Here is a 23,118-nt window from a genome sequence, read left to right as displayed (position 1 = left end):
TGGCGCTCGGTCTTGCGGCGGTGGTTCTGTCGCTGGTGACACTTGTCGGGCTGCCGACACCGCTGCAGGCCGTGACGGCGACGGCCGTCCTGGTCCTGTTGCCGGGGCAGGCCCTGGCGCGGCTTACGCCGGTGACCGACGCCGCGCTCGGCGCCCTGCTCGTCCTGGCGCTCGGACTCGCCACGCTCACGGCGGTATCCACGGCGATGTTCTACCTTGCTGTGTGGTCGTGGCAGGCGTGCGTCGTCACCATGGGCGCCATCACCGTCCTCGCCTGCCTGGCCCGCGCGCGGACGGAGGCGTCATCATGATCGATGTGGTGATCGACCTGGCGGGCCTGCTCGGGGCCGCAGCATTGCTTTTCACCCTTGTCGCGCTTGAGGTCGGGCGCACCCAGCCGGGCACCGGGCAGCCCGCCCGTCCCAGGATCTTCGGCCGGACAGTGGGCCCCAGGGTGGTCGCCGCCATGTGGGTGGTGTACGTGATCCTGTTCCTTCCACGCGTGCTGGGACTGCTTGTATGAGCGGCGCAGCGCGGTGGCGGCTCCTCAGCGACCTCCACCTGGATGTGACGGACCAGGACCCCCGGTATCCCGGCAGGGTGCTGGCCGGGTTCCTGCGGCGCGAGGTGCCCGCGGCTCCCGGTCCGCAGCAGAACGTCGCGTTCGTCGGCGACACGTTCGAGCTGACCGGCTGCAGCGGTGACGGAAGCGTGGCCCGGCTTGAGGCCATCCGCGCCCGCCATCCCGGCACGTTCGAGGCGCTGCAGGAGTGTGCCGCACGCGGCGTGCAGCTGCATTTCGTGTGCGGCAACCACGACGTTGAGCTGGCCCGCCCCTCGGTGGCCGCACGCCTGGCGGCCCTGCTGTCACCGGCCGAGCCCGCGCGTGTCCAGGTGCACCCGTGGTTCCTGCATGTCCCCGGCGTGCTGGTGGCCGAGCATGGACACCAGCACCACGCACTGCACCGGATACCCGACATTCTCCGCACTGCGGTCAATGGCACCGACGGGCTGGATCTTCCCCCGCTCGCCGCCTGGAACGCCGATCAGTCGAGGTCACGCCTGGGACGTGCCGGGGCGGTGGCCCAGGCCTGCCTGGCGTCCGAGCGTGCGGAACGCCGCGTGCGGGAGCCCGCCTACGCAGAGCTGTTGCAGGCCGAGTCGTTCCGGCTGGGGCTCGACGGGGTTGCCGTCCGGGACCTGGCGCGCCTGTCCCGTTTCCGGACCGCGTCGGCGCTTCCGAGGGCCGCGACCCGCTTGGCGCTCGCGGCTGCCGGGCGCAGTGCCGCCGTCGGGAAGCCTCCTGCCTCGGCGGTCCGGGTGGCACGTACCCTTGAGGCGCACGGTTCCGGGGTGGCCTGGTACATCTCGGGCCACACCCACCGGGCCCTGGAGTCGGCGCTCGGGTCCCGCCCTACCCGGTACGTCAACACCGGCACGTGGTGTTCTGACGTCCGCGGCCGCGGGCCCGACCAGTCCGACCGCCGGGTGTTCCCGTTTGCCGTGGTGGACGTCGCCCCTGGCGGCGGCACCAGCGGCGGCCTGCGGTACTGGCGTCCCGACGCCGGCTGAGCAGCGCCAGCGCCGGCTGCAGCAATGCGCCGGCGCCCGCTGCCGGGCGGAAGCTAGGGGTGGCGAACCCCGGTGCCGGCGAGGACGGCCTGGTAGCCCTCACGGAATGAAGGATAGGTGAACGCGAATCCGGTGCTGCGCAGGAGCCTGTTGCGGCAGCGCTTGTTGCCGCCCCGCGCCGGCCCGGCATCACCCGCCGGGGGTTCGGGGAGGCGCATCTCCGTGGCGAGGAAGCGCAGTACCGTACCGAGATCGGCGGGATCGTTGTCCACGCCAAGATAGGTCGGTGCCAGGCCTGCGGCCATCGTGGCGAGGTGGACGATGGCAGCAGCGGCGTCGTCCCGGTGGATGCGGTTGGTGTAGCGGATATCCCCGGGAACAACGGCGGAACCGCTGCGGACCTGGTCGATTAACCTGGTCCGTCCCGGTCCATAGATGCCGCCCAGCCGGAGGGACGTTGCCGTGGTGGCCGTGCCCCTGAACCGGTCCCGGATGAGCTGCTCGGCTTCCAGCAGGACCCGTCCGGAGTACCCGCCCGGCGCAGTCGGGGTGTCTTCGTCCACCCAGCCGCCCCCGGCATCGCCGTAGACGGCCGTGGAGGAAACAAAGAGCACCCGGCCCGGCTGCACGCCGTCGCGTTCCAGGGCGTCGAGGACGTGGGCGGATCCATCCACATAGGCTGCGCGGTAGGCGTCCTCGGAGGGCGAATCGGCAGCGACGGCTATGACGACGGCGGTGGTGTCGGCGGGAACCGGCGGCAGTCCGGGTGCGCCCAGGTCAGCCGCGACACCTTCGATGGCGGCCGGCAGTTTCGAGGGGGAGCGGCGCCAGCCAACCACGCGGTGGCCCAGGGTGTGGAACCGCAGTCCGGCTTCGGTACCGAGGTCGCCACAGCCGGCGAGGAGGATGGTCATGGGTTACGGTGCCTCCACCGGGAAGAACACGCGCGGGTCCTGGAGGAGCGCCGGGTAGGTGAACGCGGAACGGTCGATGACTTCGGTGACCGTGAAGTTCCTGCCGAACCTGCCGTCCTCCAGCGTGATGGGCCGGCCGACGACCTGCCCCACCGCGAACTTCGCACCGTGCTCGAACGGGACGGCAACGGGCGTCTTTCCGGGAAGAGTGGAGAAGGCCTCCTCCTGCGCCAGCCGCTTGCGGGTGGGCTTCTTCACCAGCTGCTTGGGCGGTGCCTTGCGGGACTGGCGGGACGGGCGCCGGGACCCGTCGTCGACGAACACGGGGGAGTAGTCCCCGTCCGCGCCCGGCGCATCAGCGGCGGCAGCGGGGCTCCCGTTCACCGGCGGAAGGGCCACGGTATCCAGCGTCTGGGGATCGACGTCGTCGTGCGGGGACCTCAGGATCCACAGGATCTCACCCTCGGGCTCCTGCGGCAGGAACTCGTGCCGCGGCTCGGGCCAGACGTAATCCATCTCCGGTATCGCATCCGCGAAGACCGGGGTGTAGAACCTGGGTTCCTTGCGGACCAGCTTGGAGCGGTGGCTCAGGTGGAAATCCGGGTCGCCAAGCCACGGCGGCATGGGGATCTTCGCCGCATAGTCCGGGTGGGCTGCCTGCGGCGCGAACTCCGCAATGTTGGCGCGGGTGTTGTCCGGGTGCCCGCGCCTGGTCCACTCGTCAACCATTGCCAGCCCGTACATGGTGAGGGCAGGCACGTACCCCATCCACATCCGGATGGCCGGGTGGGTCTGCCATCCGTAGCCGGGAATCACCAGGGCACGCAGGCTCTGCAGCGCCTCGACGCGCTGCTTGCCCAGCCTGGCGGTGTCCAGGGCAGCGGCGCTCTGCCGGAAATCAGGGTACGGGAGGAAGGTTTGCATCCCTTCAGTCTGACGGCACCTGGCGGATGTGCCAATTGCAGTGCCACGGACCACATGTACACGGCAAGGATGTTCACATAGTGGACCTATGCATACGACGGTGCTCTCCACCCACTAAGATCACCCCAACCACCCCAGCGTTTTGGAAGCTCCCTCATGACATCAACACCTGAAAAAACCACCGCAACCACCCCCGCCCTGCCCCGCTACGGGCAGATGCTGGCCCCGGAAGCAAAGGGCATCCTCGTCCTTGACGAGTTCACCATTGATCCCGCCGCCGCCCGCAAGGAACAGCACCGCTTCCGCGACGGCATGGCCGCGGTCGCCCTCACAATGCGCCGCATCGCCGCGCTCCGCATTGTGATCGCCATCGTGGCCATTGGAAACCTGCCGCTGTTCCTGCTCTCGAGCGGGTGGTGGATCTACGGCGTTTCGCTCACCCTCGTGGTTGCCGTCCACGCCGCCGTCACCTGGCTGAACCGGCACGAGCCGCGGCTGAAGCAGCGCTCTGCCCTGGAGCTGCACAGGCACCGCGAAAGCAGCGCGAATTACCGCAAGGTCCGCGACGCCGTGAAGTACATGATCGATACCCCCGCAAGGATGAACGAGCACCTCTACCTTGAGCTGCTTGCTGCCAAGCGCGTCGCCCTCAACCTCGCCCACGGCACAGTCGCCCTGCTGGACACCAGCGACGATTCAGCCTGGAAGGTGCGGATCGTCCGGGAACTCCCCGCCGTCGCATAGCGCCCCGTCCGGGCTGCGGCTCTACAAGCGTTAAAGAACGACGCCGGCACATCCCCTCGTGGGGGTGTGCCGGCGTCGTATTTGGTCAACGGAATTTGTCTATCGCCGACCTGATCTTGGTGCCCCGAAGGGCAGCTGCCTCAACAGCCACTAGGCCGGAAGCTGGATGACCTGTCCCTCGAACACAACGTTGGGGTCCGCAATGGTGTCAAGGTTGGCGTCGGCAAGATGCTGCCAGCCGCCCTCGATCCCCAGCTTCTCCGCCACGATGCTCAACGTGTCGCCGGCCTGCAGCGTGTAGGTCTCTCCGCTCAGGGCCACGGCCGTCACGTGCTTTGCAACCGGGGCTGCCTGCTCGGCGGGCACGCTCTGCTGCACCGGTGCGGCCTGCGCCGGAGCCGCCTGTACTGGTGCGCTCTGGACCGGCACGGACTGCGGCGCAACGCCGGTGCCGCTGCCGCTCAGGCCCAGCTGGGCGGAGCAGGAGGGCCAGGCGCCCCAGCCCTGCGAGGCTTGGACCTGCTCGGCTACGGCGATCTGCTGCTCGCGGCTGGCGTCAGCGGCGGAACCCGTGCCGCCGTAGGCAGCCCAGGTGGTGGGGCTGAACTGCAGGCCGCCGGAGTAGCCGTTGCCGGTGTTGATGGACCAGTTGCCGCCGCTCTCGCACTGTGCCAGGGCATCCCACGTGGAGGTGCTGGTGGTGGCGTTTGCCGCCGTGGCTGAGAGGGCCAGTCCTGCCGCGGAGATGGCGGCTACGGTGGCTCCGCGGCGTGCGGCAGTGCGGAATTTGGTGTTTTTCATGATGGGTGATGCTCCTGAAGGCCACCTGCGCTGCTTCCGTCCCCGGAGATCATCGCGCCACTGCCCGCCCCTGACGAATAGAGGTCATGTCGGTAGCTGCCTGCTGGGCAGTTGTGGTGAAGGCAGCACCGGGCATTCATGGGCCCGCCAGCAGCGGGCATGCTTTTCACGCTAGGACATTGCACCGGCGTTATCAAATCGAGATGTTTCTGGGCGTTAGCTGGTGGTTCCCTGACCGAGGGCGGTTGCGAGGTACGCGGCGGTGCGGCTATCGGTGGAACGGGCGACGGCGGCAGGCGTCCCGGTTGCCATGATCCGGCCGCCTTTGTCCCCTCCTGACGGGCCGAGGTCAATGACCCAGTCGGCGCCGGCAACCACGGCCATGTCGTGTTCAACAACCACCACGGAGTTGCCGGCATCCACCAAGCCGTGGAGCTGGGCCATCAGGAGCTGCACATCGGCGGGGTGCAGGCCGGTGGTGGGCTCATCCAGGAGGTAGAGGCTGTGCCCGCGCTGTGCCCGTTGCAGCTCCGTGGCCAGCTTGATGCGCTGCGCTTCCCCGCCCGAGAGCTCTGTGGCCGGCTGTCCCAGCCGCAGGTAGCCCAGGCCAACATCCCGCAGGCTCTTGAGGCTCCTGGCTGCGGCGGGCACGGCGGCCAGGAACCCGGATGCGGCGTCCACGGTCATGGCCAGGACCTCGGCGATGTTCTGCCCGCGATACTGCACCTCAAGGGTCTCAGGGTTGTAGCGGGACCCAGCGCACTCCGGGCACGGGCCGTAGCTGCCGGGCAGGAAAAGCAGCTCGACGGCGACGAACCCCTCGCCCTGGCAGGTTTCGCAGCGACCGCCCGCAACGTTGAAGGAGAACCTCCCGGCGCCGAAGCCGCGGGCCCTGGCCTGCTCCGTGGCGGCAAATTCCTTCCGGACGGCGTCGAACAGCCCGGTATAGGTGGCCAGGTTTGACCGCGGGGTCCGGCCGATGGGCTTCTGGTCCACCGTCACCAGGCGGTCAATGCGGTGGCCGCCCAGGACGCTTCCCAGCTCCAGGGGCTCCGCGGAGCCGTCCTGTTCCACGGGGGTCCTGAGCCCGGAGCCGACAGCCTCGCCCAGGACCTTGCTCACCAGCGTGGACTTGCCGGAGCCTGACACCCCCGTGACAGCCGTCAGCACGCCCAGGGGGAACTCGGCATCCAGCCCGCGCAGGTTGTGCCGGGTGATGTCCTTCAGCTCCAGCCACTCCTCCGGTTCCCTGGCCCCGCCGTCACGGTAACCGCCGCCCGGGACGGATGCGCCGTCGTCGAACAGGAACGGCCTGGTGACGGATTCCTCAACCGCGGCGAGGCCGTCAACGGGCCCGCTGTAGAGCACCTCGCCGCCGCCTTCGCCGGCGCGGGGGCCCACGTCGACCAGCCAGTCCGCCCTGCGGACCACATCCATGTTGTGCTCCACCACGAACACCGAGTTGCCGGAGGCCTTCAGCTGCTCCAGCACCTCCAGCAGCGGCTCGGCGTCGGCCGGATGAAGCCCGGCGGACGGCTCATCCAGCACGTAGATCACCCCGAACAGGCCGGAGCGCAGCTGGGTGGCAATCCTTAGCCGCTGCATCTCGCCCGGCGACAGGGTGGGGGTGGCCCGGCCGAGCGCCAGGTAGCCGAGCCCGAGGTCCAGCAGGACCGTGATGCGCTGCAGCAGGTCCCGGGTGATGGCCACCGCCACCTCATTGGACTCTCCGGAAAGCTGCGTGCGGGAGGCCGTGCCGGCGTCGTCCAATATCGCGGTGGGCCGGACAACCTCGGCGAGTTCCACTATGGGGAGCCCATTGAGTTCCGCGATGGTCCTGCCCGCAAACGTGACGGCCAGGGCCTCGGGCACCAGCCCCGTCCCGGAACAGCGGGGGCACGGCCCGGACTCCATGTAGGCCAGTACGCGTTCACGCATGGAGGCGCTCTGCGAATCGGCCAGCGTATGGAGGACATAGCTCCTGGCGCTCCAGAAACGCCCCTTGTACGGTTTGGCCACGCGGTCCCTCTGCGGTGTCACTTCCACCACGGGCTGTTCCTCGGTGAAGAGGATCCAGTCACGGTGTTTTTTGGGCAGCTTGCGCCACGGGACATCGACGTCGTAGCCCAGGTGGGTGAGGATGTCCCGCAGGTTCTTCCCCTGCCAGGCACCCGGCCAGGCCGCGATGGCGCCGTCGCGGATGGTCAGGGACGGATCCGGGACCAGCGAGGACTCTGTCACGGTGTGCGCGACGCCCAGGCCGTGGCATTCCCGGCAGGCGCCGGCAGCGGTGTTGGGGGAGAAGGCATCCGAGTCCAGCTGCGTGCTGCCGGCCGGGTACGTGCCCGCCCGGGAGAACAGCATGCGGAGGGAGTTGGAAAGCGTGGTGACGGTTCCCACCGTGGACCGGCTGCTGGGAGCGCCGCGGCGCTGTTGAAGGGCGACGGCGGGCGGAAGCCCGCTGATCATCTCCACCTTGGGGTTGTGCCCCTGCTGGATCAGGCGGCGGGCGTACGGGGCGACGGATTCGAAGTAGCGCCGCTGGGCCTCGGCATAGATGGTGCCGAACGCCAGGGAGGACTTGCCGGACCCGGAGACGCCGGTGAACGCCACGATCGCATCGCGCGGGACATCCACGTCCACGTTGCGCAGATTGTTTTCGCGCGCTCCCCGGACCCGGACAAAGCCGTCGGTGGCGGGGGCCGGAACCGGGTACTGCAGGTCATCAGCGTGCTTGGCGTTCTGCATTGGTCCGACTCTAGTGGTGATTCCGGCGCGGGGCATTATCCTGACCCGATGGATAACTTTGCCGGCGGCACTGCCGTGCCCGAAACAGAATTGGACGCAGCAGAGCTGGAAGTCCCCGCCAGGATCCTTCCGGTGGCCGAGCTGCACCTGCACATTGAGGGAACCCTCCAGCCGGAGCTGATCTTCGCGCTCGCGGAGCGGAACGGCATCGCGCTCCCGTATGCAGGCCTCGACGAGCTCCGGGAAAGGTACGAGTTCACGGACCTGCAGTCATTCCTCGACCTGTACTACGCCAACATGGCCGTGCTGCAGACGGAGCAGGACTTCGCCGACATGACCCGCGCCTACCTTGAGCGGGCCGCTGCCGCAGGGGTGCGGCATGCCGAGATCATGATGGACCCGCAGGCGCACCTCTCGCGCGGCATCCCGCTTTCAACGTGCGTCAACGGCGTTGCGTCCGTCCTGGCCACCTCGCAGGAGGAGTTCGGGATCTCCACGTTGCTGATTGCGGCCTTCCTGCGGGACCTCTCCGAGGAATCCGCGCTGGAGGTCCTGGACGGACTGCTGGCCATGAATGCTCCGATTGCTGCCATCGGTCTGGATTCTGCCGAGGTGGGGAACCCGCCGTCCAAGTTCGAGCGGCTCTATGCGAAAGCCCGCGAGGCAGGGCTGCGGCTGACCGCCCACGCAGGGGAGGAGGGGCCGGCGTCGTACATTATCGAGGCCCTGGACATCCTTGGCGTCGAGCGGATCGACCACGGCATCCGCTGCATGGACGATCCGGATTTGGTGGAGCGCCTGGTGGATGCGCGGATTCCGCTCACCGTCTGCCCGCTGTCCAACGTCCGGCTCCGGGCCGTTGACACCCTGGCAGACCATCCCCTTCCCGCCATGCTGGCGGCCGGGCTGAACGTGTCCGTCAACTCCGATGATCCGGCCTACTTTGGCGGCTACGTGGATGACAATTTCGCCCAGCTTGGGGCGGTCTTCGAGCTCTCCGACTTCGACAAGGCCAGGCTCGCCGCGAACTCCATCCACTCGTCGTTTGCCTCCGAGGAGCGCAAGGCTGAGCTGCTGGATGAACTGAACGGCGGGGACGTGGCGCACGCGTAACGTGTCCGAGGCAACAGCAGTGCCGTCATACCGCTAAACTGGGTGCCGCAGGCGTGTCTGGGAAGTGCAGTGCGGCACCCATGTCAGCGCTCAAGGGTTGTGCAGCCAGCCCGTTTCCCGAGACCTCAGCCTCACTTGTTGGGACGTCCGCTTAACAGTCGGTCACGACACGCAGTGTTAACCATTTCAAGTCGCGCGATTTAACGGGCAGTTGGCAAGATGCCTAAGACCGATCGCTTTTATAAAGGGGAATCATGGCCAAGTCCACCGCAGAAAACACCTTCCTTCGACTCAAGACCGTGCTGGATGTCCTGACCGAAGGTGTGTGGTCCGGCGATGCACTGAACGCGGGCCAGGTCCTCGCCGAGGCAACGGCCCGGGTGCCGTTCAACGAGCACGAGGCCGAGCTGCTCAGCGGCGGCATTCCCCGCGGCCACAAGACGCTCACCTCGGCCACCGCAAAGCTGGTCAAGGCCGGCTGGCTGGTCAAGGGCCGCTCCGGCTGGACCATCACTGACGAAGGCATGCGCGCCACGGTTGCCTTCCCGGACGCCGTCTCCTTCGCCAGCGCCCTCGACGCAGGCACGCCCATCCCCGCGGATGTCCAGGTTCCCACCGCTCCCGAGGGCTTCGTCCGAAAGACCACCGCGGTTCCCGAAACGGCAGTTGCCGCCACGGACACCAAGAAGGCCACCAAGAAGACGCCTGCCAAGAAGGCTGCCGCCGCCGTTGGCAAGGCAGCCAAGGTACTCGAGGACGCCGTCGAACCCGTGGTGAAGGCTGTCCGCAAGGGCAAGGCTCCGGCCAAAACTGAGGAAGCTGCCGCACCCGCACTCGCAGAGTCCTTTGAAGGCCCGGACGTGGAGACGCACCCCCAGCCTGAGGCCGTGGCTGTAGCCGGCGACTTCAACACCATCCTGGGTGCTCCCGAGAACTGGGCGCCGCAGTACGACGAAGCGCAGATGGAGTTCGACTTCCTGGACCAGATCTGGAAGAAGAGCGCCGAACTGCCTGCCGGTTTCTACACCTTCAAGATCGCCCTCAACCGCTCTTGGGATGAGAACTATGGCGCTTTCGGCGCGTTCGACGGCCCTAACCACGAACTGCACCACGCCGGCGGCACCGTCACCATCCGCTACAACCACAGCACCCGCGACATCACCATCAACTAACGGGTTGTCCTTCCGCCCAGCCAGGTAGCAGGTGATGTCGTTTTGGCGGCTCAGAACGACACTTACTGCTACCTGGTTGGGCAGGGGGCGCTGATTCAGGGGAGGCACCATGGCGAGGCATGCAGGGCCGCCATCCGGGGCGCCTGATGCCCCGGACAATGACGCTGTGGCGGGCACGGTCCGGCTGGAGGCGCGCGTTTTCGGCATCGTGCAGGGAGTGGGCTTCCGCTTCCGGACCATGGGCAAAGCGGAGGAACTGGGCCTGGCCGGCGAAGCGAGGAATCTCAGTGACGGTTCGGTCGCCGTCGTTGCCGAAGGCTCCGAGCTGCAGGTCCGGGCGCTTCTCGACTGGCTGAAGTCCCGGAACACCCCCGGCCGGGTGGAGAGGGTTGATGACTCTTTCTCAGCAGCGCAGGGCAACTTCCGCGGGTTCAGGGCCCACTGACCGGCATCTCCTGTCAGGGGCGGGGGCTAAGGCCCAGGAACGCGCCCAGCTCCTCCAGTGCTGCGGGCCGGTGCGGCATGTAGCTGGTGAGCTCGGGGGAGCGGATGATCACTGCCCGCCACTGCCCCCGTGAGACGGCAACATTGATCCGGTTCCTGTTCAGCAGGAACTCTGCACCCCGCGGTGCTTCAGCCACGGCCGAGCACGCCATGGACACCAGTACCACGGGTGCTTCCTGCCCCTGGAACTTGTCCACCGTGCCCACCCTGACCTGCGGCAGGCCGGCTTCCTCCAGTGCCTTGCGGACCAGGTGGACCTGGGCGTTGTAGGCGGCCACCACCAAAATGTCCTGCTGACCGAGGGGCCGGAACTCATTCTCGGCACCAGGCTTCCACTTCAGTCCCAGGTGCCGCTTCGCCTGACGAACCACCTCAGCGGCCTCCTCCACGGATGCCGTGGTATTGCCGGAGTGCTCCACGAACACGGTCTCGACGCCGGGCGGCAGCTCCTCGAGGCTGCGCAGCGAAGCCGCCGGTGCGGACTGCAGCTTTCCTTCGTAGCTGAGCCGTGACACCGCACGGCACAGGTCCGGATGCATCCGCCAGCTGTCTGCCAGGAAGTAGCCAAGGCTCGCGGGCAGGGTGGCGTGCCCCGCGGCAAGCCAGCCCAGCGCCGATTCATCCACCGGTTCCGGGTGGGCGCCCTGGGTGACCTGGGGGAGCTGCTGCGGATCACCGAGCAGGAGGAGCCGCTTGGCCGCCCGCGCAACGGCAAGGGTGTTGGCCAGCGAAAACTGTCCGGCCTCGTCAACCACCAGGAGGTCCAGCGAGCCGGCCGGGACCTCCTTGCCCGTCATGGTCCACGCGGTTCCGCCCACAAGGCAGCCGCCGGCGGATGCGAGCAGCTGGGCGACGTCGCCGTCTCCCGTCCGGGTCCACGGGACGTCGTGTGGTGCAGCGAGCTTCTTGGCCACGGACGAGGGGGAGACCCCGCCCGTGTCGATGGCACGGCAGAGCAGGTTTTCCACCACGTTGTGCGACTGGCCCACCACGCCAATTTTCCAGCCCTCAGCCACCAGGCTGCCGATAACGTGGGCGCCCACGTACGTCTTTCCGGTTCCGGGAGGACCCTGCACTGCCAGGTAGGAATACTCAAGATCCCGGAGGGACGCCGTGATGGAGGCGGCGTAATCCGGCGGGCCCATGGTGCCATGGCGCACCTCCACCGGCCCGGAAAGCGTGCGGAACCGCGGGGCCTTTTTCCGCAGGATGTCCAGGCCGGGGTGGGCCAGCAGTGACGGCACGTAGGAACCAACCGTGCGGGCAAGCTCGGCGATGGCAGCCTCAATGCTGGTGGTGGCCAGCGGCTGGTCCTCGGTCAGGGCGACGGGAAGATGCGGGTAGGCGGCCACCTTTCCGGTCTCCCGCTCGGCAACGGTGATGATGGTGTGCTCCGGGTTGTCAGGCGCAGGGGCGACGTCGCTGATCCTCGTGCCGAACGAAAAGGCCCGTGCGCCGGGCGCAGCATCCGGGGCAGCCATGCCTTCCGGTGGCGGCGCGTCGTAGAGCCGGCACCAGGTGGAGTCCGCGCGGAAATCCGAGCCTTCGGTCATGGTGCCGCGCAGCCGGAGGGTGCGGGTCCGCATCCGTTCCCGGGGTTTGGCCAGCGCCCAGTCCGAGGCAACCTCCGCCGACGACACCAGGAACACGTTCCGCTGGTCCGCCCAGTTCTCGACCGGTGCCTCGACCCGGTCGAAGTGCTGCCACCAGAACTGCTTGCGTTCCCGGCGGTGGTAGCCGGTGGCGGCGGCCACCATGGCGATGGCGCGTTCGTCGTCAGTCCAGGCCCGGTCCTCCGGCAGGCCTGCCAGGTATTCACGCAGCGTGGCTTCCTCAGCAGTTTCCTGAGGCGCATCGGTTTCCTGAGCCGCTTCCCCTGCCGCCGCTGGCCGGCGGGCCCCGGCCTCGCTGGCTTCCGCTCCGCCGGCCTGCCCGGCGACGTCCAGCAGCCAGTCCCGGAGGCGGAGCGTGGACAGGCAGTCGTACTGGTTGTAGTCGGAGATGGACGCCAGGACCTTGCCTGCTTCGGTGTGATCTCCCGCTTCCCTGGCCGCGCAGTAGGCAGCGTAGGCCACCACGGACGCACCGGCGTCTTTGACGTCACCCGAGCGAAGGTTGCTGCCCATGTACAGCGGTTCCAGTTTCTTGATGGAGTAGGACGCTTCAGAGATGCGCAGCGACTGCCGGACCGTGGCGTAGAGATCCACCAGCAGCCCTTCCCGCAGCCAGGAGTCCACGGTGTCCTCCCCGGCCTGGTGCGCCAGCGAGAGGTTGCGGAGGGCCGTCTTTTCATAGGCGGCGTAGTGGTAGACGTGCATGTCCGGGAAGCGGGCGCGGCGTTCTTCCACGTACCCGAGGAAGTCCAGGAAGGCGCGGCGCTCCTCGGAACGGGAATGCGCCCAAAACGGGCGGAACACAGGATCGCCGGGGTGGTCCGCGTCCGGCGCCTCAACCACGCCGAACAGGTACTCGATGCCCCAGGCTCCGGTGGCGGGATCCTGCCAGAGGGGATCGCCCTCGAAGTCGAAGAAGATGTCCCCGGGGCTGGGCGGTGGGAGCAACCCTATGGTGTTGTCGGGCAGGACGGTGAACGAGACGGTGTGGGGCCCGCCGTCCTTGGTGAAGGTCCGGGACCCCGCCACGGCGTCCAGCCCCAGTTGCATCCGCGCCTGGGCCCGCAGCCGGACCACGGAATTCCGGGCGTCCGAGGCAGGCATCGCCGCCAGTTCATCAATGGTGGTGATGCCTGCCGCGTGCAGCTTCTTCCGCTGCACCACGGACATTCCCGCCACCATCAGCAGGTCCCGGTGCGCCTGGACCTGCCCGGCGCAGTAGTCGCACCGGCCGCAGTGGACGATCCCCGGTTGCTGCCACTGCACAGTGGCCTCACCTGCCCTGTGCTCCGCGGTCAGCTCGCGGAAGCGCCGGCGCCGTTCACGGAACACCGGCAACAGGTCCGGGAGGGAATGGCTGCTGCGGAGCCAGTCCCCGCCCACGCGGGTCCCCAGGACCAGGGTGACCACCGGCGAGGGGTCCAGCCCCATCCCGAGCAGCTGGTCGCCGTAGGCCGCAAGCTGCAGGAGGGCGCCCACCTTGGCGTGCCGTGCAAGTTTGGTGTCCCAGACCTCGTACCGGCCCGGGCTGCCTGTGCCCGCGGCCTCGTTGACCAGGAAATCCGCGTAACCCAGGAACTCCCCGTCAAAGAAGGTGGCCTGGAAGACCACGTCCGCCCCGGACCGCAGGGCGAGTTCGGTCTCCGCGTGCCTGGCCTGCAGGTCCCCGCGCAGGTTCGGGCCGCGTTCGAGCGAATAGACGCCGGCGCCGCGGCTGGCATCCCACTCTCCGTACCGTGCAACCAGGCTGGCCAGGACGGTCTGCTCGTGCCGGTCGCCCAGCTCGCCGGCGCGGACCTGCATCTCGTCCGCGGGGAACTCCGCCTTGGGGGCGCGGCCCAGCTTCTCGTCAAGGATCCGGAGCGTGCGGTACTCACACTCGCTGGCGGCCACGAGGTCGCTGGCGGAAAACACCAGGTCCGGCGGCGCGCCGGCCACTGCGGCTTCGAGCAAGAACACGGGGCCTCCCCATAGACAGCCGGGCTGTCATTGCCAGGCCGGAGGCGGATCCCCTGGCCCTGGTCCAAACGTAGCAAGGGGCACTGACAAACAGACAAGCTTCAAAGTGGGTAGCAGTAAGTGTCGTTCCGAGCCCTCAAAACGACACTTACTGCTACCTGGTTGGGTGGGACGGTCAGTTCTCCGCGGCCGCCCGCACCTGGGCTTTGTCGTGTTCGTCGTGGGCTTTTCGCAGCAGGTCCAGGAATTCGGTCTCGTTGCGGATGAGCCGCTTGTACTTCTCCGGCAGCTTCCGGATCTCGTTCTCCTCGCGGCACATCGCGGCGAAGATCTTGTCCCGCTCGTTCATGTCCGTCTCGTAGTTGAGGTCCAGGTACTCGACGGCGTGCCGGCGGGCGCCGGAGACGGCATTTTTGGCCTTGCCCTTGGGGCTGAAGATGGACGCCAGCACCGTGATCACCAGGACGCCGAGGATGACGCTCAGGGAAACGCCCGTGCTGACTTCCACCACGCTGACGTGCTCGCCGTCGTTGATGAACGGCAGGGTGTTCTCATGCAGGGCGTGCAGGATGAGTTTGACGCCGATGAAACCCAGGATGACGGCGAGGCCGTAGGACAGGAAGATCAGCCGGTCCAGCAGTCCGTCGATCAGGAAGTAGAGCTGGCGCAGGCCCATCAGGGAGAACGCCGTGGCCGTGAAGACAATAAAGACGTTCTGGGTCAGGCCAAAGATCGCCGGGATGGAGTCCAGCGCAAACAGGATGTCCGTGCCGCCGATTGCCACCATCACCAGGAGCATCGGGGTCAGGACGCGCTTGCCGTTCTCGACGGTGAACAGCTTGTCGCCGTCGTAGTGTTCCGACGCCGGCAGGAACTTCTTGGCGAGCCGGACCACCAGGCCCTCGGAGTCGTCGTCGTGGCTGCCCGGCTTGAGCAGGTTTCCGGCGGTGATCAGGAGGATCAGGCCGAAGATGTAGAACACCCACGCGAAGCTGTTGATCAGCGCAGCGCCCAGGAGGATGAAGCCCGTGCGCGCGATCAGGGAAAAGACGATGCCGAACAGCAGCACCTTCTGCTGGTCCGCGCGGGGCACCCGGAAGCTGGCCATGATGATCAGGAAGACGAAGAGGTTGTCCACGGACAATGCCTTCTCCGTGATGTATCCGGCGAAGTATTCGGTGCCCATGGTGGGTCCCCCGAACAGCAGCACGCCCAGTCCAAAGAGCACGGCGATGCCCACATAGATCGAGGACCAGAGGGCGGCTTCCTTAAGCGAGGGCGTGTGGGCCTTGCGCACATGGAAGAAGAAATCGAAGGCCAGCAGGCCCACGATCCCGGCAATGGTCAGGGTCCAAACATAAGCAGGTACTTCCACGCTGCGGGCCTTTCGTCGGAGTCTCCTTAAAGCCTACCCACCTATGCCGGCTTCAGGAGTCCGTGTTCCACAACGGCGGCGCGCGAGAGGGTCTTGTAGCCCTCGTGTTCGAACAGGACGGTGATGACGTCGTCCTCATGCCGCATCACCAGGCCCGGCCCCCACTCCTTGTGGACCACGGCGGACTGGAGCGGGAACGGCTCCGCCGCCCGCCCACCCGGGGCTCTGCCGCCGTCGTCCGCCCCGTCACGGGAGGGGTGCCTGGCGGCGTCAGCGCAGGCATCACAGTTGCCGCAGGCCTCCGCCAGGTCCTCGCCGAAATAGCCCAGCAGGAACTGGCGGCGGCAGCCGTCCGTCTCCGCATAGGCGCGCATCATGGTGAGCCGGGACTGGTCAACGCGCTGGCGGGCCTCGGCGAGTTCGACGGCGCCGCGCACCAGGGCGGGCAGCCTGGCTGTGGAGGCCAGCCGGACGCCGCGCTTGCCCAGGGCAACGGCGCCGGTTTCCTCCAGCTGGTTCAGCAGCCCGGTGATGCGCCGGGCGGGAAGCCCCGTGAGATCAGGCAGCGATGACTTGGGCGTGGGCCCGTCCGCTGCCTTCAGAACTTTCAGCAGAGCCAGCAGAGAGGCGGGATCGGGGGTGTGGGTGGCAAAGAACTTCCGCAGGCCCAGGTCCTCTGACCGGTAGTGGAGCACAGCGGACGCGGGTTCCCCGTCACGTCCGGCCCTGCCGATTTCCTGGTAGTAGGAGTCCAAGGATTCCGGAATGTCCGCATGGACCACGAAGCGCACATTGGGTTTATCGATGCCCATGCCGAAAGCGGTGGTGGCCACCACCACGTCGAGGCCGTCCGCCAGGAACTGTTCGTGGATGCGTTCGCGATCCGCGGCCGAACGGCCTGCGTGGTAGGCCTCCGCGCGCAGCCCCACCTTGCACAGCTTGGCGGCGTACTTTTCGGTGTCCTTGCGGGTGGCGGCGTAGAGGAGCCCCTGACCGTCACGGGCCAGGGCGGCCACCTGCTTCAGCACGGCCTTGCGTTTGTCCTTGTCCTCGTGGTGGCGTACGACGTCCAGCGTGATGTTGGGCCGGTCGAACCCGCGGACCAGGACCAGCGGGTCCTTCATGCGCAGCCGCTCCACGATTTCGTCCCTGACTGGGGGAGATGCGGTGGCGGTAAGGGCGGCCACGGGAGGATTGCCGAGCTGTTCGCGGATGCGGCCCAGGCCGAGGTAGTCGGGGCGGAAATCGTGGCCCCAGGAGGAGACGCAGTGGGCCTCGTCCACCACAAACAGGGAAATGCCCAGCGCTGCGATGCGGTCAACGGTCTTGTGCTTGGCCAGCTGCTCCGGGGCCAGGAACAGGAACGTGGCTGTGCCGCTTTCCACCGCCTGCCAGGCCGCCTCCACCTCGGAATCGCTGCGGGAGGAGTTGACGGCCACTGCCGCACCCGGACCCAGGTCCCCGTCCAGCCCCTCAAGCTGGTCCTCCTGCAGGGCAATGAGCGGGGAAACCACGACGGCGGGACGTCCCTTGGTGTTGTGCAGGTGCTGCGCCGCGACCTGGTAGATCGCGGATTTGCCATAGCCGGTGGGCATGACGGCCAGGACGTCACGGCCCGCGGCGAGGGCTGCCATGCCGGCCAGCTGGCCGTCCCGCAGGTGGGGCAGGGAGAAGGAGGAGGCCGCGAGGGCGGCAAGGACGAGATCGTCGGACATGGTGGCGCTCCGCGCAGAGTGGTTCCTGCGGCCGCTTGCTTCAGCCAAGGTAACCAGCCTAACGCCAGCTGCGTGCCGCCGTCGTCCGTTGCCCATGCTGCCTGCGCGGCGGGGAGCTGCCCTCCTTGACTTCCCCGCCACCCTGAACAAGTGTGGGGAAGGAACCGGCCCGCCGAAACATCGGAAGACGGCCGCGCCTGCAGAACGCAAGGAGAACCAGCCGTGACGCGCAAGAATCCCGAAGTTGAAGAGGCCGACGAATCCGACATCGAAGTCAGCGGCCACCCGAAGACATGGGCAGCGGGAGTGCCGGGCGTCTACCATTCCATGCAGCCGGCTCTGAAGCACATGGGCCTGGAACGGTCCAGGAAGACCCTGCTGGCGCTGAACCAGAAGGACGGGTTCGACTGCATGAGCTGCGCGTGGCCGGACCCGGGCCACCGCAAGACGTTCGAATTCTGCGAAAACGGCGCCAAGGCCGTGACGTGGGAGGCCACCCCGGTGGTGATTGGCTCCGATTTCTGGCAGGAGCACCCCGTCAGCGAACTGCTGCAGCGGTCCGAGTACTGGTTGGGCATGCAGGGACGCCTGACCGAGCCGGTGTACAAACCAGCAGGTGAGGACCGCTACCGGCCCGTCAGCTGGGACGAGGCGTTCGGGATCATCGCGGACAAGCTGAACTCCCTGCCCAGCCCGGACCAGGCGGCCTTCTACACCAGCGGCCGCACGTCGAACGAGGCCGCCTTCCTCTACCAGCTGTTCATCCGCGGGTACGGCACCAACAACCTGCCGGACTGCTCCAACATGTGCCACGAGTCCTCCGGCTGGGGCATGGGCCAGACCATCGGCGTGGGCAAGGCCACGGTCTCCTATGACGACTTCGCCAAGGCGGACCTGATCATCATCATGGGCCAGAACCCGGGCACCAACCATCCGCGGATGCTCACGGCCCTGGAAGAGGCGAAGGAAGCCGGTGCAAGCATCGTGGCGGTCAACCCGCTGCCCGAGGCGGGGCTGATGCGCTACAAGAACCCGCAGAAGGTCAAGGGCATCATCGGCCGCGGCACCGATCTGGCCGACCAGTTCCTCCAGGTCCGGATTGGCGGGGACATGGCGCTGCTGCAGGCGGTGTCCCGGCGGGTCCTCGACGCCGAGGCGGCCAACCCGGGAACCGTGCTGGACCACCAGTTCCTCGAGGAACACTGCCAGGGACTTGAGGAGCTCCGGGCGCACCTTGCCGAACTGGACGAGGCAGCCGTCCTGGAAGCCACCGGCCTGCGGGCCGAGGAAATCGACGAACTGGCCGACCGCTACCTCCGCGCGGAGAAGGTCATCATCACGTGGGCCATGGGCATCACCCAGCACAAAAAGGGCGTGGCCACCATCAAGGAGATCATCAACCTGCTGCTGCTGCGCGGCAATATCGGCAAGCCGGGCGCGGGCGCCTCACCCATCCGCGGGCACAGCAATGTCCAGGGGGACCGCACCATGGGCATCTGGGAGCAGATGCCGCCGGCGTTCCTGGACGCCCTGGGCAAGGAGTTCAGCTTCGAACCGCCGCGGGAGCACGGCGCGGACGCGGTGGAAACCATCAGGCAGATGCGCGACGGCGGGATCAAGGTTTTCATCGCGATGGGCGGCAACTTCGTGGGCGCCATGTCGGACACCCGGGCTGCCGAATCGGCAATGGCCGGCACGGACCTCTCCGTCCAGATCTCAACCAAACTCAACCGCTCCCACGCCGTGACCGGCGCCGAGGCATTGATCCTGCCCACGCTGGGCCGCACCGAGATCGACCTGCAGGAATCCGGCCCGCAGTTCGTCTCGGTGGAGGACACGGTCTGTGCCGTGCACGCCTCCCACGGCACCGTTGCACCGGTGGCCCCGCACCTGCTCTCCGAGGTGGCGATCGTCTGCCAGCTGGCGCAGCGTGTGCTGGGAGACAGGATTTCCGCAGACTGGGCCGGGTTCCAGAAGGACTACGACCTGATCCGCGAGCATATCTCCCACGTGGTGGTGGGCTGCGAGGACTACAACCGAAAGATCCGGCAGGAAGGCGGCTTTGTCCTGCCCAACGGCCCCCGCGATTCCCGCACGTTCAACACCCCCACCGGCAAGGCCATGCTCACCGTCAACGAACTGGAACATGTGGAGCGTCCGGCCGGCACCCTGATACTGCAGAGCATGCGCTCGCACGACCAGTTCAACACCACCATTTACGGCCACAATGACCGGTACCGGGGGATCAAGAAGGGCCGCGAGGTGGTGTTCGTGAGTCCGGAGGACCTGGCCGAGCTGGGGCTTGAAGACGGGCAGCACGTGGACGTGCGCGGGGTGTATCCGGACAACGTGGAGCGGGTCCTGCGGAACTACCGCCTGGTGTCCTATCCGTCAGCGCGCGGATGCGCGGCCGCCTACTATCCGGAGGCGAATGTCCTGGTACCGCTGGAGAGTGTGGCGGAAGGCAGCCAGACGCCGGTCTCCAAAGCCGTGATCGTAAAGCTGGAGCCTGTTACTGAAACTGCGCCCGCCACGGCCTAGGGTGCCTGGCTAACACGAGCGGCCCGCGCCCGCATAAGCGGCGCGGGCCAGCACCGTGTTTGCGGCCCAGGCCCGCTATTGGGCTGTGTCCGCCCAGCCCTTGCTGGCCGGGCCGCCGTCGTGCCCGTCCTCGCACAGCTGGAAGGCCACGTCCGCCGCTTTCTCTACGGAGGCCGTTGATGCCTCCTTGGTGCCGGCACTGCCCGTGCCGGCTTCCAGGCCCGCGGCATATCCCACCATGAAGGTGGTGATGGGGGCGGCGGCATGGGTCACGGAGTCGGCAGACTTGCGGGCCAGGTCCAGGAGCAGATCGTGGTCCACCTTCAGGTCCAGGATCTGCAGCGCCTGGGCCAGCCGGTTGCTCCATTGGTCCAGGATCTGCATTTCGTCCTCGTTGGCTGGCATGTCCGCTCCTTGGTTTTCCGTCAGTGTCGGGACATTGGATCGTCCTCCGTGCCGAGACTACAAGGCTTCGCAGCGGAAGTCATCGGTTCCGGCGGATGCCCGCGTAACCCCCAATCCACAAACAGGTAGTCAGCCGGGCTTACTACCCCTAGCTATGGCGGCTATCCGTGCTTAGACTGGGCGCACCCCACTCCAGGAAGCTCTCCGGCAACTGATCCCCAGCCATCAGCAGATGCTGGACGGTGCCTGTCCGGCGGGGTGTGCATCACCACTCATGAATCACGGCCGCCCTACCGGGTGAACCGTGGGATAACAGGAGAAAAAGATGACAGGGAACAAAGCCGTTGCCTACAAGGGCCCCGGGAAAGTCGAACTGATCGACATCGACTACCCCACGTTCGAACTGAAGGACGGGCCGGGGGTCAACCCGGCAAACGTCGGACGCGCCGTCAACCATGGCGTGATCCTGAAGACTGTGGCCACCAACATCTGTGGCTCGGACCAGCACATGGTGCGCGGCCGCACCACCGCACCGCCGGACCTGGTGCTGGGGCACGAGATCACCGGCGAAGTGGTGGAAGTTGGCCGCGACGTTGAATTCATCAAGGTGGGGGACCTTTGTTCAGTCCCGTTCAACATTGCCTGCGGCCGCTGCCGGAACTGCAAGGAGCGCAAGACGGGCATCTGCCTGAACGTGAACCCGGACCGTCCGGGCAGCGCCTACGGATACGTGGACATGGGCGGCTGGGTGGGCGGCCAGGCCAATTACGTGCTGGTGCCGTACGCCGACTGGAACCTGCTGAAGTTCCCGGACAAGGACCGGGCCATGGAGAAAATCCTTGACTTGGCCATGCTCTCGGACATCTTCCCCACGGGATTCCACGGGGCCGTGACTGCCGGCGTGGGGGTTGGGTCCACGGTGTACATTGCGGGGGCCGGTCCCGTGGGCCTGGCAGCGGCTACCAGCGCTCACCTGCTGGGCGCCGCCGTCGTGATTGTGGGCGACCTGAACGAGGACAGGCTGGCGCGGGCGCGCAGCTTCGGCTGCGAAACGGTGGACCTCACCAAGGGGGGACCGGCGGAGCAGATCGAGCAGATCCTGGGTGTGCCGGAAGTGGACTGCGGCGTGGATGCGGTGGGCTTCGAGGCGCGCGGCCACGGACACGGCAAGGACGCCGAGGAGGCTCCGGCCACGGTGTTGAACTCGCTGATGGACATCACCGCTGCCGGCGGTGCGCTGGGCATCCCGGGGCTGTATGTGACGGGCGATCCGGGCGGCGTCGACGAGGCAGCCAAGAAGGGTGCCCTGAGCCTGAGCCTGGGTACCGGTTGGGCGAAGTCGCTGAGCTTCACCACGGGCCAGTGCCCCGTGATGAAGTACAACCGGCAGCTGATGATGGCCATCCTGAACGACAAGGTGCACATCGCCAAGAACGTGAACGCCAAGGCCATCACGCTTGAAGAGGCGCCCCAGGGCTACGCGGAGTTCGACGCGGGTGCTGCCACCAAGTACGTCCTCAACCCGAACGGCTACCTGAGCTAGGCCGGAACGGGCCAGGCGGCGCCGCAGGCGGGGCGGCGGGACGGTGATGTCCGGTAAGGGACGGGTGCGGAAATAGATGCCCTTCGGCTGAGGTTAGGCTGAAGGACACACCGCATCGAAGGAGATCCCCTTGAGTGACATCACCGTCCGCCATAACCCCGACCGCGACCGCTTCGAGATCCTCGACGCCGGCAATGTGATTGGCAAGGCGGCGTACAAGGAGTACGACGGCGGCGCCTCGCCGGAGCGGATTTTCTACCACACGGTGATCAATGAGGAATACGGCGGGCAGGGCCTGGCGGGCCAGCTCGCCACCGTTGCCCTGGACGAGACGGTCAGGGCGGGCGTGGGCATTGTTCCTGTCTGCCCCTTCATTAAGAAATTCCTCGCCAAGCATCCCGAATACGCCGGCGATGCTGTGACCGTGAAGCCCGCGCACCTGGAGTTCCTCGATGGGGCCCTGGCGAGCCGCACCCGCTGACGTGCAGGGCATCCGTCCGATTGTGTGATCGTCGAGGTGGCAGGAGCTCACATGGCGGCGGACCCGCGGCTGCGCCCGGCCGGGCGCCATTTCCGCCAGCCCCGCCGGGTGCGGAAGAGGCTGGTGGCGCTGTTCTCCGCCGTGGCACAGGTCATTGCGGCAATCGTTGGTGTGGCCGCAGTCCGTTCCGTGCCCTTCTCCGGCACGGCAGTCCCGGTCCCAGCAGCCATCCAGGAGACCCCGGTGGCTGTTGCCCCGGCGTCACTCCAGGACCGCATCGACGCCGTCCTGGCGGAGGACACCGGCTACAGGATCGGGCTGGCTCTGGCTGACGTATCGGGTGACGCGGCGCTGGCCTTCGGTGACATGGACGAATTCGCGGCCGCCAGCACGGCGAAGATCATCACGGCCGCGGCCTACTACCATCTGGTTGAAACCGGAAAAGCTGACCTAAACGGGCCGCTGGGGGACTACGACGCGGCGTTCCAGCTTGAAGCCATGGTGAACCAAAGCAACAACGATTCCTGGCTTTTGCTGATGGACGCCGTGGGATACCCGGAGCTGACAGGCTACGCAGCCTCAATCGGCGTCACCTATGACCCGGAGGAGAACCGCCTGGCGCCCGCGGATATGGCCCTGGTCCTGAAGAAGCTGTACGCCGGGGACCTCCTGGATGAGGACCACACGGCCCAGTTGCTCGGCTACATGCAGGAGACCAACAACGAGGACCTGATCCCGGCAGGGTCACAGGCCGGCGTTGACGTGTTCCACAAGTATGGGGAGTTGGGCGGCGCCCTTCACGACGCCGCCGTGCTGAGCTACCGCGGCTCGGCCTTTGTGCTGGTGATCTACACCGAGAATCCCGAGGGTATGGAATTGCCTGGCCAGTCCGAGGTGATCCGCAGGCTCACCGGCATTGTTGAAGAAAGCCTGTTCCCGCCCGTCCAGCCAGGCGCCCTGGGACGGTAGGTTTCCTCAAAGTCGCGCCGGCCCG

General features: G+C 67.2%; 19 protein-coding genes. 11 read left to right on the top strand and 8 right to left on the bottom strand.

The features are described from left to right. Positions 1 to 35: 35 nt before the first annotated feature. The 3 genes from NFU08_RS12600 to NFU08_RS12590 are packed head-to-tail and all read left to right on the top strand — an operon-like array spanning position 36 to position 1,572. Positions 36 to 311: a hypothetical protein gene (locus NFU08_RS12600; RefSeq protein WP_251423760.1), complete on the top strand. Its 276-nt coding sequence runs from the start codon at positions 36 to 38 to the stop codon at positions 309 to 311. Next, positions 308 to 523 carry a hypothetical protein gene (locus NFU08_RS12595; protein WP_174175914.1) on the top strand — a complete coding sequence of 72 codons (216 nt, stop codon included), beginning with the start codon at positions 308 to 310 and terminating at the stop codon, positions 521 to 523. Before NFU08_RS12600 ends, NFU08_RS12595 begins: the two co-directional genes overlap by 4 nt. Continuing rightward, a complete protein-coding gene (locus NFU08_RS12590; protein WP_251423757.1) occupies positions 520 to 1,572 on the top strand; it encodes a hypothetical protein in 1,053 nt (350 codons plus the stop codon). The genes NFU08_RS12595 and NFU08_RS12590 overlap by 4 nt, the downstream gene beginning before the upstream one ends. Positions 1,573 to 1,625: 53 nt before the next feature. Here the strand turns inward: NFU08_RS12590 and NFU08_RS12585 are convergent, their stop codons facing one another. Together NFU08_RS12585 and NFU08_RS12580 are read right to left on the bottom strand one after the other, a co-directional pair. Next, positions 1,626 to 2,486, bottom strand: a complete 861-nt coding sequence (locus NFU08_RS12585; protein ID WP_251423755.1) for an SDR family oxidoreductase — start codon at positions 2,484 to 2,486, stop codon at positions 1,626 to 1,628. Positions 2,487 to 2,489: 3 nt separating this feature from the next. After that, the gene (locus NFU08_RS12580) at positions 2,490 to 3,410 is read right to left on the bottom strand and encodes an MSMEG_6728 family protein (RefSeq protein WP_251423752.1); all 921 of its coding nucleotides are present in this window, start codon (positions 3,408 to 3,410) and stop codon (positions 2,490 to 2,492) included. A 156-nt stretch (positions 3,411 to 3,566) separates the two neighbouring features. Between NFU08_RS12580 and NFU08_RS12575 the strand changes: the two genes are divergently transcribed. Continuing rightward, positions 3,567 to 4,154 carry a hypothetical protein gene (locus NFU08_RS12575; protein WP_251423749.1) on the top strand — a complete coding sequence of 196 codons (588 nt, stop codon included), beginning with the start codon at positions 3,567 to 3,569 and terminating at the stop codon, positions 4,152 to 4,154. Positions 4,155 to 4,304: 150 nt separating this feature from the next. Here the strand turns inward: NFU08_RS12575 and NFU08_RS12570 are convergent, their stop codons facing one another. Beyond that, entirely contained in the window at positions 4,305 to 4,955 is a 651-nt protein-coding gene (locus NFU08_RS12570; RefSeq protein ID WP_174175904.1) for a transglycosylase family protein, read from the bottom strand. 216 nt (positions 4,956 to 5,171) lie between these two features. Further along, positions 5,172 to 7,703 (bottom strand): excinuclease ABC subunit UvrA, encoded by a 2,532-nt coding sequence (gene uvrA, locus NFU08_RS12565; protein WP_251423746.1) that lies wholly within the window; start codon positions 7,701 to 7,703, stop codon positions 5,172 to 5,174. Positions 7,704 to 7,751: 48 nt separating this feature from the next. Here uvrA and NFU08_RS12560 point away from each other — a divergent pair, with 48 nt between their 5' ends. The 3 genes from NFU08_RS12560 (at position 7,752) to NFU08_RS12550 (ending at position 10,433) form a co-directional block, all read left to right on the top strand. Beyond that, positions 7,752 to 8,816 (top strand): adenosine deaminase, encoded by a 1,065-nt coding sequence (locus NFU08_RS12560; RefSeq protein WP_251423743.1) that lies wholly within the window; start codon positions 7,752 to 7,754, stop codon positions 8,814 to 8,816. A 254-nt stretch (positions 8,817 to 9,070) separates the two neighbouring features. Next, the gene (locus NFU08_RS12555) at positions 9,071 to 9,988 is read left to right on the top strand and encodes a glycosidase (protein WP_251423740.1); all 918 of its coding nucleotides are present in this window, start codon (positions 9,071 to 9,073) and stop codon (positions 9,986 to 9,988) included. Positions 9,989 to 10,097: 109 nt separating this feature from the next. Beyond that, positions 10,098 to 10,433, top strand: coding sequence for an acylphosphatase (locus tag NFU08_RS12550; protein WP_251423737.1), 336 nt, complete (start codon positions 10,098 to 10,100; stop codon positions 10,431 to 10,433). A 13-nt stretch (positions 10,434 to 10,446) separates the two neighbouring features. On the opposite strand, the gene NFU08_RS12545 is transcribed toward NFU08_RS12550, so the two are convergent. From NFU08_RS12545 to NFU08_RS12535, 3 genes are all read right to left on the bottom strand, one after another. Next, positions 10,447 to 14,064, bottom strand: a complete 3,618-nt coding sequence (locus NFU08_RS12545; protein WP_251423734.1) for a TM0106 family RecB-like putative nuclease — start codon at positions 14,062 to 14,064, stop codon at positions 10,447 to 10,449. 175 nt (positions 14,065 to 14,239) lie between these two features. Beyond that, entirely contained in the window at positions 14,240 to 15,439 is a 1,200-nt protein-coding gene (locus NFU08_RS12540) for a TerC family protein (protein ID WP_174175892.1), read from the bottom strand. Between the two features lie 41 nt (positions 15,440 to 15,480). Beyond that, the gene (locus tag NFU08_RS12535; protein WP_251423892.1) at positions 15,481 to 17,154 is read right to left on the bottom strand and encodes an ATP-dependent DNA helicase RecQ; all 1,674 of its coding nucleotides are present in this window, start codon (positions 17,152 to 17,154) and stop codon (positions 15,481 to 15,483) included. Positions 17,155 to 17,376: 222 nt separating this feature from the next. On the opposite strand from NFU08_RS12535, the gene NFU08_RS12530 reads away from it, so the two are divergent. Beyond that, the gene (locus NFU08_RS12530) at positions 17,377 to 19,695 is read left to right on the top strand and encodes an FdhF/YdeP family oxidoreductase (protein ID WP_251423731.1); all 2,319 of its coding nucleotides are present in this window, start codon (positions 17,377 to 17,379) and stop codon (positions 19,693 to 19,695) included. Between the two features lie 75 nt (positions 19,696 to 19,770). On the opposite strand, the gene NFU08_RS12525 is transcribed toward NFU08_RS12530, so the two are convergent. Further along, the gene (locus NFU08_RS12525; protein WP_251423729.1) at positions 19,771 to 20,100 is read right to left on the bottom strand and encodes a DUF6457 domain-containing protein; all 330 of its coding nucleotides are present in this window, start codon (positions 20,098 to 20,100) and stop codon (positions 19,771 to 19,773) included. A gap of 325 nt (positions 20,101 to 20,425) precedes the next feature. On the opposite strand from NFU08_RS12525, the gene fdhA reads away from it, so the two are divergent. The 3 genes from fdhA to NFU08_RS12510 all read left to right on the top strand — a co-directional run bounded on the left by fdhA (position 20,426) and on the right by NFU08_RS12510 (position 23,093). Continuing rightward, positions 20,426 to 21,643 (top strand): formaldehyde dehydrogenase, glutathione-independent, encoded by a 1,218-nt coding sequence (fdhA, locus tag NFU08_RS12520; RefSeq protein WP_174175886.1) that lies wholly within the window; start codon positions 20,426 to 20,428, stop codon positions 21,641 to 21,643. Between the two features lie 130 nt (positions 21,644 to 21,773). Next, positions 21,774 to 22,124, top strand: a complete 351-nt coding sequence (locus tag NFU08_RS12515) for a GNAT family N-acetyltransferase (RefSeq protein WP_174175884.1) — start codon at positions 21,774 to 21,776, stop codon at positions 22,122 to 22,124. A 51-nt stretch (positions 22,125 to 22,175) separates the two neighbouring features. After that, on the top strand, positions 22,176 to 23,093 hold the full coding sequence (locus NFU08_RS12510) for a serine hydrolase (protein ID WP_251423726.1): 918 nt from the start codon (positions 22,176 to 22,178) through the stop codon (positions 23,091 to 23,093). Positions 23,094 to 23,118: the final 25 nt, after the last annotated feature.

This window comes from Pseudarthrobacter sp. NCCP-2145, from assembly GCF_023708005.1.
Classification (GTDB): domain Bacteria; phylum Actinomycetota; class Actinomycetes; order Actinomycetales; family Micrococcaceae; genus Arthrobacter; species Arthrobacter oxydans.
The sequence above is the reverse complement of the archived record's forward strand: the minus strand, read 5'-3'. Positions and strand labels throughout refer to the sequence as shown.